The 12,071-nt window shown below is 66.8% G+C and carries 13 protein-coding genes; 6 read left to right on the top strand and 7 right to left on the bottom strand.

Annotation, left to right across the window (positions count from 1 at the left end; translation table 11 throughout):
* Positions 1-79: 79 nt before the first annotated feature.
* From GGR73_RS15910 to GGR73_RS15895, 4 genes are all read right to left on the bottom strand, one after another.
* A complete protein-coding gene (locus tag GGR73_RS15910; protein WP_039515670.1) occupies positions 80-508 on the bottom strand; it encodes an organic hydroperoxide resistance protein in 429 nt (142 codons plus the stop codon).
* Between the two features lie 106 nt (positions 509-614).
* Positions 615-1,076 (bottom strand): MarR family winged helix-turn-helix transcriptional regulator, encoded by a 462-nt coding sequence (locus GGR73_RS15905; RefSeq protein ID WP_184457810.1) that lies wholly within the window; start codon positions 1,074-1,076, stop codon positions 615-617.
* A 147-nt stretch (positions 1,077-1,223) separates the two neighbouring features.
* Positions 1,224-2,318, bottom strand: coding sequence for a cell division protein ZapE (gene zapE / locus GGR73_RS15900; RefSeq protein WP_026064606.1), 1,095 nt, complete (start codon positions 2,316-2,318; stop codon positions 1,224-1,226).
* 78 nt (positions 2,319-2,396) lie between these two features.
* Entirely contained in the window at positions 2,397-3,059 is a 663-nt protein-coding gene (locus GGR73_RS15895) for an alpha/beta hydrolase (RefSeq protein ID WP_184457808.1), read from the bottom strand.
* Between the two features lie 66 nt (positions 3,060-3,125).
* On the opposite strand from GGR73_RS15895, the gene GGR73_RS15890 reads away from it, so the two are divergent.
* On the top strand, positions 3,126-4,001 hold the full coding sequence (locus GGR73_RS15890) for an EamA family transporter (RefSeq protein WP_184457806.1): 876 nt from the start codon (positions 3,126-3,128) through the stop codon (positions 3,999-4,001).
* A 437-nt stretch (positions 4,002-4,438) separates the two neighbouring features.
* Here GGR73_RS15890 and GGR73_RS15885 read toward each other — a convergent pair whose 3' ends face one another.
* On the bottom strand, positions 4,439-5,764 hold the full coding sequence (locus GGR73_RS15885) for a GTP-binding protein (RefSeq protein ID WP_102255407.1): 1,326 nt from the start codon (positions 5,762-5,764) through the stop codon (positions 4,439-4,441).
* Between the two features lie 62 nt (positions 5,765-5,826).
* Here GGR73_RS15885 and GGR73_RS15880 point away from each other — a divergent pair, with 62 nt between their 5' ends.
* Entirely contained in the window at positions 5,827-6,213 is a 387-nt protein-coding gene (locus GGR73_RS15880) for a MerC domain-containing protein (protein ID WP_026064212.1), read from the top strand.
* 4 nt (positions 6,214-6,217) lie between these two features.
* Here GGR73_RS15880 and GGR73_RS15875 read toward each other — a convergent pair whose 3' ends face one another.
* Entirely contained in the window at positions 6,218-7,936 is a 1,719-nt protein-coding gene (locus tag GGR73_RS15875) for an ExeM/NucH family extracellular endonuclease (RefSeq protein WP_184457804.1), read from the bottom strand.
* A gap of 382 nt (positions 7,937-8,318) precedes the next feature.
* Positions 8,319-8,837, bottom strand: coding sequence for a c-type cytochrome (locus tag GGR73_RS15870; protein ID WP_016902056.1), 519 nt, complete (start codon positions 8,835-8,837; stop codon positions 8,319-8,321).
* 281 nt (positions 8,838-9,118) lie between these two features.
* On the opposite strand from GGR73_RS15870, the gene GGR73_RS15865 reads away from it, so the two are divergent.
* The 4 genes from GGR73_RS15865 to GGR73_RS15850 are packed head-to-tail and all read left to right on the top strand — an operon-like array spanning position 9,119 to position 12,063.
* Positions 9,119-9,763 carry a DUF4198 domain-containing protein gene (locus tag GGR73_RS15865; RefSeq protein ID WP_167708218.1) on the top strand — a complete coding sequence of 215 codons (645 nt, stop codon included), beginning with the start codon at positions 9,119-9,121 and terminating at the stop codon, positions 9,761-9,763.
* 25 nt (positions 9,764-9,788) lie between these two features.
* Positions 9,789-10,100, top strand: a complete 312-nt coding sequence (locus GGR73_RS15860) for a DUF3649 domain-containing protein (RefSeq protein ID WP_054592072.1) — start codon at positions 9,789-9,791, stop codon at positions 10,098-10,100.
* Complete coding sequence (locus tag GGR73_RS15855) at positions 10,097-11,731, top strand: PepSY-associated TM helix domain-containing protein (protein WP_184457802.1); 1,635 nt, start codon at positions 10,097-10,099, stop codon at positions 11,729-11,731. The genes GGR73_RS15860 and GGR73_RS15855 overlap by 4 nt, the downstream gene beginning before the upstream one ends.
* Positions 11,728-12,063, top strand: a complete 336-nt coding sequence (locus GGR73_RS15850) for a DUF3325 domain-containing protein (RefSeq protein ID WP_016902052.1) — start codon at positions 11,728-11,730, stop codon at positions 12,061-12,063. The genes GGR73_RS15855 and GGR73_RS15850 overlap by 4 nt, the downstream gene beginning before the upstream one ends.
* Positions 12,064-12,071: the final 8 nt, after the last annotated feature.

The raw sequence follows: 12,071 nt of genomic DNA, 5'->3' as shown, positions 1-12,071 counted from the left end.
TGCTGCAACAAAAACGGCCCGACGCAGGCGCCGGGCCGTTTCTGACTCCACCACGTGTGACGCGTGGTGCTGGCGTGGATCAGGCCAGGGTCAGGGTGACGTCGATGTTGCCGCGGGTCGCGTTGGAGTACGGGCAGACCTGGTGGGCCTTATCGACCAGCGCCTGCAGTTCGGCCTGGTCCATGCCCGGCACTGCGATGCGCAGCTCCACGGCAATGCCGAAGCCGCCCGGAATCTGGCCGATGCCGACGCTGCTGTCGATGCTCACTTCGCCCGGCAGCTTGAGCTTGTCCTGCGCCGCGACAGCCTTCATAGCGCCGATGAAGCAGGCGGCGTAGCCGGCAGCGAACAGCTGCTCCGGGTTGGTACCGTCGCCGCCGGCGCCGCCCAGCTCGCGCGGGGTGGACAGCTTGGCGTCCAGCGCCTTGTCGGAAGACACGGCGCGGCCTTCGCGGCCGCCGGTGGCAGTGGCATGGGCTGTGTAGAGGACTTTTTCAGGTGAGGCCATGGTGGTTCTCCAGAATGAGCGCTGTCAGCGCGTGATGTAGATGAATAGTTGACGATTGAATCGTGTACGACATGTTGCAAAGACGTGCGGACCTTGCGGGGCCGGCTCACCCCGTGCCGAGGTTTGAGCGCAGCGTTTCCAGCTGCTGTTTGAGTTGACGCAATTCGTCCAACGAACATGCCGAGGCGCACAGCACCTGCTCCGGCACCGCGCCGGCCTTGGCGCGCAGTGCGCGGCCGGCATCGGTCAGCGCAATGATCACCTGACGCTCGTCGCTGGCGGCGCGCGTGCGAGTGACCAGTCCGGCAGCCTGCAGCCGCTTGAGCAGCGGGGTCAGCGTGGCCGAGTCCAGGTACAGGCGCTCGCCGATCTCCGACACGCTGCGGCCGTCGGTTTCCCATAACACCAGCAGCACCAGATATTGCGGATAGGTCAGGTCCAGCGTCTTCAGCAGCCCGCGGTAGAGCTTGTGCATCGCCAGGTTGGCCGAATACAGCGCAAAGCACAGCTGGTTGTCGAGCTGCAGCAGCGCGTTGGTCCGGGCGGTGGTGGCTGTGGCGGTGTCCATGGCTGCAATTTACATAGCGCACTATTTAATTGCAAGCGATTTTTTGATCCGTCGTGCAACCAGGCACCGCCGCCGAACTGGCCCAGGCCGCCGTCCTGATCGGTCACAAGATCTTGTGCAGTCCGGGGCCGGGCCGCGTCTGCATGTCTAGGCCCGATGTGCGGTGGCCAGATACTCGGCGCTCTGCATCTCGATCAGGCGCGAGGCGGTGCGCTCGAAGGCGCCGGCCAGGCGCTGGCCGCTGTACAACGCGGGCGGAGCGTCCTGCGCGGTGCAGACCAGGTTGACGTGGCGGTCGTACAGCTCGTCGATCAGATTGACGAAGCGGCGCGCGGCGTCCTCGTTCATGCGATCGAAGTGCGGGATGCCGCCCAGCAACACGGTGGTGAATTCGCGCGCGATCTCGATGTAATCGCCCGGGCCACGCGGGCCTTCGCACAGCGCGGCGAAATCGAACCAGGCGATGCTCTTGCCGCGCGCACGCACGGCAATCTTGCGCGCCTCGATTTCGATGTTGCCGCTGCGCGGCTCGGAATTTCCGCTCAGCTCGCCCCAGCGCTGCGTCAGCCACGCATCGGCCTGCGCATCCAGGGGCGCGCGATACACCGGTGAACGCGTCAGCGCGCGCATGCGGTAATCCTCGGTGCCTTCTGCATAGAGTTCCACGCAGAATTTCTGCAGCAGACCGATCGCCGGCATGAAGCTATCGCGCTGCAGGCCGTTGGCGTAGAGGTTTTCCGGTGCGGTGTTGGAGGTGGTCACCAGGGTCACGCCTTCGGCGAACAGGCGTTCCAGCAGGCGCGCCAGCAACATCGCATCGCCGATGTCGGTGACGAAGAATTCGTCCAGCACCAGCACGCGCAAATTCTCGCGCCACTGCTGCGCGATCTTGGCCAGCGGATCGCTTTGCCCGGCGTGCTCGCGCAGTTGCTCATGCACCCCGCGCATGAAGCGATGGAAGTGCGTGCGGTACTTCTGCTTGATCGGCAACCCGTCGTAGAACAGGTCGACCAGGAAGGTCTTGCCGCGCCCCACCCCGCCCCAGAAATACAGGCCGCGCACCGGCTCGGGCTTTTTCCAGAACGCCGACAGCCGATCCAGCCAGCCGTCCTGCGCGCTGTCCACCAATGCCTCGTGGATACGGTCCAGCTCGGCCAGGGCCGCCTGCTGCGCGGGGTCGGCGCGCCAGTCGCCGCGTTGCACGCCGGCGGCGTAGCGCTGCGACGGGGTCATCTCACTCATCGTGTTCTCCGCGGGCCGGCTGCTGCCTTGCCCGCTCAACGGCGCATCGCCGGGCGATACGCATGGGCCCTGCCGCGGTCAGACGGCGGCCGGCAACCAGCGCCGGACACCATGCTGGATCGCACCGCGCAGATCGATCAACTTGCGGTGGAAGAAGTGGCTGGTGTCGGGCATGCGTACCAGCTCGGGCTGCTGCTCCAGGGTCTCCAGCCAGTCATACACCGCCTGCGGGTCGACGATTTCGTCGGCATCGCCCTGCACCACCAGCCACTGCGCCGGCGGCTGCATGTTGCTGAAATCCCAGCGCCCGGCCGGCGGCGCGATCGAGATCAGCACCTGCGGCTCGAGCGAGCCGGCGGCGCGCAGCGATACATACGCCCCGAAGCTGAAACCGGCCAGCCACAGCGTGTCGCCCGGGCGCTGGCTGCGCACCCATGCGGCGACCGCACGCAGGTCGTCCTGCTCGCCATCGCCATGATCGAACGCACCGGCCGAGTTGCCGACACTGCGGAAATTGAAGCGCACCACGGTGATCCCCAACTCGCGCAGCGCGCGCGCAGCCATGGTGACGACCTTGTTGTGCATGCTGCCGCCCTCGGTGGAGAGCGGGTGGCAGACGATGGCGGTGACCGGTTGCACGGCAACGTCCGGCTCGGGCAGATCGACCGCGACATCGAGCGGGCCGACCGGCCCATCCAACGTCAGCGCAGCCGATTCGGTGGGGAATAAGGGATTGGACATACCGTCATAATAGCCGCCCCGCCGGCCGCGTTCATCGCCCTGCCTGCACACTTCGTTGCGTTGCCCATGCATTTTCTGCTGTTTGCCGTCGTTTGCAGTGTCCTGGTGTCGGTGGTTCTCAAGCTGCTGCCGCGCTATCGCCTGGATGCTGCGCAGGCGATCACCTGGAACTACGCCACCGCTGCGCTGCTGGCGTGGCTGACCCTGCATCCGTCACTGGACACGCTGCGCGCGCCGACCACGCCCTGGCTGGCACTGTTTGCATTGGCGGTGGCGCTGCCCTCGATCTTCATGCTGCTGGCACGCGCGGTCGCCACCGCCGGCATCGTCCGTACCGACATTGCCCAACGCCTGTCGCTTCTGCTCTCGCTGGCGGCGGCTTTCACGCTCTTCGGTGAACCGGTCAATGCCTGGAAGCTGGCGGGACTGGGCCTGGGTCTGCTGGCCATCGTCTGCATCCTGCAACGGCCACGTCAGGCTGCCGGTGCGGATTCGGCCCCGACCTCGATCGGATGGCCGTGGCTGGCAGGCGTGTGGATGGGCTTTGCCCTGATCGATCTGTTGCTCAAGCACATCGCACAGGCCGGTACGCCTTCATTGACGTCATTGACGCTGTGCTTTGCCCTGGCAGGTGTGCTGATGCTTGGCCTGCAAGTCGTTCGCCGGGGCGGTGTCGCGCGCCTGAGCTTTCGCAACCTGCTCGCCGGCGTGCTCCTGGGCGCGCTCAATTTCGGCAACATCCTGTGCTACGTGCGCGCCCATCAGCTGCTGCCACACAGCCCGGCCACCGTCTTCGCCAGCATGAACCTGGGCGTGGTCATCCTGGGAGCGCTCGTCGGCAAGCTGGGGTTCGGCGAACGCATCGGCCGCCGCGGCTGGGTGGGGCTGTTGCTGGCGGCGCCGGCAATCGCAGCGATCGCCTGGGGCATGCGGCTGGGCTGATGGCGGCATTCGGCCGGCGCGACGCCGGTTCGCCACCCGCCTCGAAGGGGCAGCGCTGGAGATCATGCGTGCAGTGACCCAAGGGGGACTGTGAGGCGCATGGGTCAGTTGTTTGGCAGCCGTCATCGCGTCGCGGTGTGCTCACTTCGGCGCCTAGATCCGTCGCCGCCCTCCTCACGTCGCCGGCCTGGACGACGGCTCTCGTTGCCAGTCTGCCGAAAAAGCAAGAGCACATCGCAAGGCAAGCGACAACGGCTACCGCGGAAGATCCGGACAGCGCCGTTGCCTGTGCGCGCTGTCCGGCGGCCGCGGGTGAGGCATGCGATACACCGCCACGTGGCGGCACATCCGCACGCCGCACTGCAGATGCAAGCCTGCGGCAGATTGCATCCGGAACCAGGCGCGAACGGATGTCGACAGCGCGATCCAGGCCGCCATCAGCGCTGCCAGTGCGGAAACGGATCGTCCAGCAGTTGCCATTGCGCCGGGCCCTGGCGTAGCTCGTGATCGCTGAGCAGGCAGGCATCCAGCGCAGCGCGCGTGCGAGGCGCGTCCATGTCCACGCCGATCACCGCCAGCTCCTGGCGACGGTCGCCCCACAGTGGGTGCCACAGCCGCTGCATCGCGGCGTATTCGCTGGCATCGCCAACCTCGTGCGGTTGCGGCAGCGGCGCGGTCCAGCATTGCGTCTGCTGACGCTGCCAGCCGATATCGGTATACGGCAATGGCGTGATGCTGGTCTGTAGCGGCTCGCCGATGGCATGCGCATCCACGCGATGGCGTGCGGCAAACCAGAAGCCCGCTGCATTGGTCTGGGTCGCGCCACCCACGCTGGACAATTCGCCGACCCAATCCATGCGGCTGGCCAGCCAGAAAAATCCCTTGCTACGTATCACCTGCGGCAGCCCGCCTTGCACCATGCGCGCAAAACGCTGCGGGTGAAACGGCCGGCGGGCGCGATAGACGAAGCTGCTGATGCCGTATTCCTCGGTCTCCGGCGTGTGCTGGCCGCGCAGTTCCTGCATCCAGCCCGGCGCCAGCTGCGCACGGGTGAAATCGAAGCGGCCGGTGTCTAGCAACTGGCGCAGTGGCACTTCGCCATGCACCGCGTCGACGATCGCCGCCTCGCGATTGAGCGCACGCAACACCGCGCGCAGGCGTTGCAGCTGCTGTGCATCGATCTGATCGCACTTGCTGATCACCAGCACGTCGGCAAACTCCACCTGTTCGCCCAGCAACTGCACCAGCCCGCGGCTATCGTCCGGGCCGGCCTGCTGGCCGAGTTCGGCCAGCGTGGCGGCCGAGCCGAAGTCCTGCAGGAAGCGGCTGCCGTCCACCACCGTCACCATGGTGTCGAGCCGGGCGATGTCGGCCAGGCTGAAGCCGTCGGCATCGCGCACCGCGAAGGTGGCCGCCACCGGCATCGGCTCGGCGATGCCGGTCGATTCGATCAACAGATAGTCGTAGCGCTTCTGTTCGGCCAGCTTGCGTACCTCCTGCAGCAGATCGTCGCGCAACGTGCAGCAGATGCAGCCGTTGCTGAATTCCACCAATGTCTCTTCGGTGCGTCGCAAGGCCGCGCCGCCCTCGCGCAGCAGCTGCGCGTCGATGTTGACCTCGCTCATGTCGTTGACGATCACCGCCACGCGCAGGCCGTCGCGGTTATGCAGGATGCGGTTGAGCAGGGTGGTCTTGCCGGCGCCGAGAAAGCCGGACAACACGGTGACGGGCAGGCGTGAATCGCGCTTGGGGGACAGGGACATCCTGAGGGCCTGGCTGGAATGGAAGTGTTACTATATAACACTAGCTCGACAGGACACCCCCGATGCGCGTTACCGCTTCTGTACTGGACAACTCGGCCATCGCCTTATCCAGCCTGTGCCTGCTGCACTGCCTAGCGCTGCCATTGCTGGCCGCTGCACTGCCGCTGCTGGGTGCCTGGAGCCGGGCCGAATGGGTGCATGTGGTGTTCGCCACGGCTGCCGTGCCGCTGAGCGGCTACGCGCTGTGGAGCAGTCATCGCCGGCATGCACTGCCCGCGCCGGTGTGGGCGCTGGCGGTCTTCGGCCTAGCCGGCCTGGTGCTGGGCGCCAGCGGGCTTGCCGGCGGCAGTTGGGAAACCCCGATCACGGTGACCGGCAGCCTGCTGCTGGCCAGCACGCACCTGCTCAACCTGCGGCTGCGCCGCCGCGCCGGGACGTGCGCCAGCTAGCGCGCTATAGCGAAAAACCCAGCAGCACCGGGTCGTGGTCGGAACTGCGCCACGGGCCGGGCAGATTGCGCTTGGCATAGCCGGCATCGTCCATGACATCGGCGTTGATATGCCATTCCACCGCGCCGCGCAGTTGCTTGGCCATCGCCGGGCTGAGCAGGGCGTGGTCGAGCCGCCCGCTCATGCCATCGTAGACGTAGCTGTAGGGCTGCTTCACACCGGCCACCGCAAAGGCGTCCTGCCAGCCGCTGGCGCGCAGGCTGCGCATCGGCGTTTCCATCGCGTAGGCGTTGAAATCGCCCAGCAATACGGCCAGCTTGGTCTGCGCGCCGGTGGGGTCGGTCTGCAGCCACTGGTGCAGGCGCTTGGCCGATTCGGTGCGGGTGGCGTTCCAGCAGGCCTGGCCGTCGCGCTGGTCGGCATCGGCGCCGCTGGCGCTGCCGCAGCCCTTGGACTTGAAGTGATTGGCGACCACCACGAAGGTTGCCCCGCGGGTGCTGCGAAACGCCTGCGCCAGCGGCACACGGCTGTGGCTGTCGAACGGCCCGCCGGTCAACGTGGCCGGCTTGCCGACCGGCGTGACCTGCGAACTGCGGTACACGATGCCGACCCGGATCGCGTCATCGCCCGGGCCGCTGCCGGTGTCGACGAACTGCCAGTCCTTGTCCTTGTCGGCCGCGTTGAGCGCGGCGACCAGTTGCGCCACCGCCGCATCGGCGTCATTGCCATCGTTTTCCAGCTCCATCAACGCAGCCACATCGGCGTGCAACGGCACGATGGTGGACACCAGCTTGGTCAGCTGCGCCTGGAACTGCTCGTGCGTGCGCGCACCGCGCTTGGTCGGAAAGCCGCCGCCGCGGCCATTGCCGTTGAAGAAGTTCTCCAGATTGAACGAGGCAATACGCAGGTCGCCGCCCACCTGTGGCGCCACCGCGGCCGGCATGGCCGGCAGCGTCAACGGACTCAGCACCTGGATGCGGTAGTTGCCGTCGTAGCGCTGGTCGACGATGCCGTCGACCGACTTGAGCAGGCTGCCACTACGCAGCACCGGATCGGCCGGCAGATAGGCCACCGTCTTGGGGCTGCGGCCATTGCGCGCGTCGTCCAGCAACACCTGGCGACGGGCGTTGTCGGCCTGCACCTGTGCGAAGGCCGGGGTGCCGGCGGCGGCCACTTCGCTGGGCTGCCACAAGCGCCCGCCGAACGCGACGACCAGCTCGCCATAGGTGTCCAGACGATCGCTGCCGTTGAGCGTCAGCGCAGCGATGCGCACGTGCTCGCCTTCCAGCGCTTCCCAGTTGACCGGCGGCCCGCTGAGCATGCGCACCGGCACCGGCTGGCCGCTGGCCAGTCGCTCGATACTGCTGGCATCCACCGTGGTCAGGCTCGCCTCGCCGCCTGCCGACACCTCGCGCACGGTGCCGACGATGCGCACGCGGTCGCCCACCGCCACCTCGGCATTGCCGGCACCGGTAACGAACAGACCGTGCGAGCGCCGCGGCTCGAAGCCGGGCTGCTGCACGAACAGCCCGGCCAGACCGGCACGCGTATCGGCGGTGACAATGCCCTCCACGTCGACCACACGGCCGTCGTAGGGGCTACGGGTGTCTTCGCCTTGCACGTCGGCGATCGACAGACGTTGCGGCGCGCCCTCGGCGGCACTGCCCAGCAGTGGCGCCAACAGACCGATCACACCGAGCACAACCAGCGAGCAACGCGACATCGACACACTCCAGAAAGACGTAGACCACATGCAAGCGCCGCCCCGAAGGCGGCGCGTGAGAACCGCGACAGGCTAGCAAAACGTTGCGAGTGGCGACCAGCTGCTGCGTGGGTAGCGTGGCCGATCTACAGATGCCGGTAACTGCAGGCATTCCCCGAAGCACTTGCGCCGGCCCGGGCGTCCAAGGCTGACGTCATCGTGCTAGCACGTCGTGCAGCGAGTGCAAACGCTCGCGCAATGGGTGCTGGCCTACAAAAGCTAAAGCGTGCTCCAGCGCGTGCAAGCCTGGCGATTGACCGGTCGACGCACCCGCGCACAGCGCGCGCTGCCACCTGGCCGCACACCGACCGCTTGTGTCAGCCGCCTACTGCGCTGCAGGCGCTTACTTCAGATTGCTCAGCATCCAGTCGACCGTGGCCCGCACCTGTTCTTCGGTCAACGCCGGGTTGCCGCCCTTGGGCGGCATGATGCCGCCATCCGGGCCGGTGTAGCCCTCGATCGCGTGCTTGTACAAGGTGTCCTTGCCCTGGGCGATGCGCGCGTCCCAATGCGCGTGGTCCAGCGTCGGCGCCTTGCCCACGCCGGTGGTGTGGCAGGCGGTGCACAGATTGTCGAAGATGGTCTTGCCGTCGGTGCTGCCGCCGTAGGCGGACTGCGAGGCGGCCTTGGCGAGCGCTGCCGCCTGGGCTGCGGCCTGTGCGGACGCACCGGTGGTGCCGGCATAGACCGCGCCGGCCGGGGCGATGCGTTGCTGCACGCGCTTGGCCGCAGTGGGCGAGACTTCGTCGGGAATGGCGCGTTGCAAATAGGCTGCCAGGGCAATCAGGCCCAGGGTGATCACCACCAGTAGTCCGATCACCATCGAGAATTTCTTCAGGAACTCGAGGTCGTAATTCCGCACGCGCTCACCCCTGGCTGTTGGTCGAAGACCTCTGCTAGCGCCGGAGTATAGAGCACAGTTCGCGCCCGTCTGGCCAGTGTGCATGACCGTGATTGCAGCGGTGTGCGCTGCGCCCTGGCGCGCTATGGGTCTTGCAGGCACACCGGTCCGCGCAGCCCGATGAATTGCCGCAATGCCGCATGAGACGTTGGTCGCGCTTGAGGGAATTGCGTATCATTCCCATCAATCCACGGTGATGCGGTCCTCGCCTCGCCCGGTCCCGCTGACGAGGAGTCGCCGCGATGAAGTCCTTCCTGCTGTCCTGCCTGGCCTTAGCCAGCATCAGTCTGTCTGCCCAGGCCCACGAGATCTGGATCGAGCGCGACGGCAGCGGTCCGGTGCGCATCTACTTCGGCGAGCCGGCGCAGGAGGCCCTGGATCACGGCGAAGACGAGATCAAGCGCGTGGTCAAGCCGACCGTGTTCGGCAGCGCCGGCAAGGCTGGCGCCCTGCAGCGCGGCAGCGAATTCCTCACCGCGCCGTTGTCCGGCACCGGCGATGCCTGGCTGAGCGATGACAGCGTGTTCGAGCCGTGGAAGGGCGAGGCCGGCGGCTTCGAGACCGTGAGCTACTACGCACGCGCCGGGCGCGCCACGCCCTCGGCCAAGCTCGATTTCGAACTGGTGCCCACCGCCGCCAACAGCAACACGCTGACCGTGCTCTATCGCAACAAGCCGCTGCCCAAGGTCGAGGTGACGGTGATCGACCCGCAGAAGTGGCAGAAGACGCTGACCTCCGACGCCAAGGGCCAGGTGACCCTGCCCATGCTGCGCGCTGGCCGGCACATCCTGGTCGCCACCAACAAGGAGCCGGTGAAGCGTGAGATCGCCGGCAAGCAGGTGTCGATGATCCATCACATCAGCACGTTGACCTTCCTGGCCGAGTAAGTCGGCCGCACGCCTGGCTGATCCGATGTCCACCGCACCGCCGCTGCCGCTTCCCTGGTTCAGGCGTCCCTGGCTGGGCGTGCTTGGGCGCACGCTGGCGGCGATGTTTGGCGGCTATGCACTCGCCAGCGCCACCAATCTGCTGCTGGCGCTGGTGCTGCCGATGCCACGCAGCGAGGCGGTGTTGACCAGCATGCTGGTCGGCATCGTGGTGTGCGCCTGCGCGCCGCTATGGGCCTTCGCCACCGCCAGCGTGTGGCGCGCCTGGGCCGGCATCGCGGTGCCGGCGGCGCTGATGTTCGCACTGGCCGCATGGCTGCAACGGGGCGTGGCATGAAGCAGGGATTCCGCCAGTCGATGGCGTGGCTGCACACCTGGACCGGTCTGCTGGTCGGCTGGGTGCTGCTGTTGATCTTCATGGGCGGCACGGCGAGTTATTACCGCGACGAAATCAGCCGCTGGATGCGCCCGGAATTGCCCACCACCACGGTGAGCAACGCAACCGCGCTGCGCAGTGCCGAGCAGTATCTGCAGACGCATGCAGCCGATGCGCAGAGCTGGAACATCACCTTGCCGGACACGCGCAATCCGGTAGTCAGCATGTACTGGCAAAACCCTGCGCCAGCCGATGGCAAACCGGCCAGCCGCCGGCAGATGTACGGCACCGCCATCATCGACCCGGCCACCGGCAGGGAAATCGCCGCACGCGACACCCTGGGCGGCGAATTCTTCTACCGGCTGCATTTCGACCTGCATTATCTGCCGGTGATGTGGTCGCGCTATATCGTCGGTTTCTGCGCGATGTTCATGCTGGTGGCGATCATCAGCGGCGTGATCACGCACAAGAAGATCTTCAAGGATTTCTTCACCTTTCGCCCGGGCAAGGGCCTGCGCTCGTGGCTGGATTTCCACAACGTCAGCGCGGTGACCGCGTTGCCGTACCACGCGATGATCACCTACACCGGCATCGTGACCTTGATGTTCATGTACCTGCCGTGGGGCATCAAGGCGCAGTACCCCGACAACGAAATGCGTTTCTACGAAGAGTCCGCCAACCGGGTGGCCGATACGCGAGGCGCCTCCGGCACGCCGGCGCGCATGCTGCCGCTGGAACAATTCGTGGCGCGTGCGCGCAGCGACTGGCGTGGCGGCGAGGTGGGCAACGTGGCGGTGTCGCTTCCCAACGACGCGCATGCGGCGGTCGGCGTCACTCAGCGCGCTGGCAACCTCTCCACCGATGCGCCGTCCATCCTGTTCGATGCAATCAATGGACAGCGCCTGCAGCGCAGCGGGCCGCCGGGCGGTGCCAGCCAGACGCGTGGGGTGATGGTGGGCCTGCATATCGCCCACTTCGCCGGGCCGTGGATGCGCGCGCTGTTCTTCGGCTCCGGCTTGCTTGGTTGCCTGATGGTGGCCAGCGGCGTGGTGATGTGGGCAGTGAAGGAACGCCCCAAACACCTGAAGGCCGGGCGCATCGGCTTTGGGCTGCGGTTGGTGGATGCGCTCAACATCGGCACGGTCGCCGGCCTGCCGATCGCCTTTGCCAGTTTCTTCTGGGCCAACCGCTTGTTGCCGGTGGGCCTGGAGGGGCGCGCGGCGATGGAAGCCAATCTGTTCTTCGTCGCATGGGCCGCCGCATTGCTGGCCGCATTCGTGTGGCCACGGCGTGCGATGTGGAGCTGGCAGCTGTATCTGGGTGCGGGCTTGTTCGCGTTGGTGCCGGTGGTCAATGTGATCACCACCGATGTGCATCTGGGCGTGACATTGCCAGCCGGGCAATGGACGCTGGCCGGGGTCGATCTGGTCTGCTTGTTCCTTGGCGTGTCCCTGGGGATCGCGGGATGGCGCCTGCAACACTGGAAGGCGCCGCAACCGGCATCGGCACGACGTGCGCGCGCCACTGCGGCTGCGCCTGCGCCTGCGCCTGCGCCTGCGCAAGGCAGCGTGCCGATGCAGGAGAGCGCATGAGCGTGTGGCTATTGCTGGCGCTGAATTTTTCCGGATTCGCCGCACTGTGCCTGGCGATGGACAAGCATCAGCAGGAAGTGCGTGGCCGCACGCTGGGCGCCGCACGTTCGCGGCAACTGCGCGTGCTGGGTTGGTTGTTGTTGCTGCTCACCTTCGGCCTGGCGGTACACGCGCAAGGCTGGGGCATCGGCCCGGTGTTGTGGCTGGGCACATTGACCGGCGCTGCCGCGCTGCTGTCGCTGTGGCTGCTGCCGTATCGGCGTGGATTGATTCTGCCCACGGCTGTGGCCGCGCCGGTGCTGGCGGGTGCGCTGCAGCTGTTGCTGGGTTGAAGGACCTC

It is taken from the genome of Xanthomonas sp. F14, from assembly GCF_014199865.1.
Note: the sequence above shows the minus strand (reverse complement) of the source record. Positions and strands in the feature narration are given on the sequence as shown.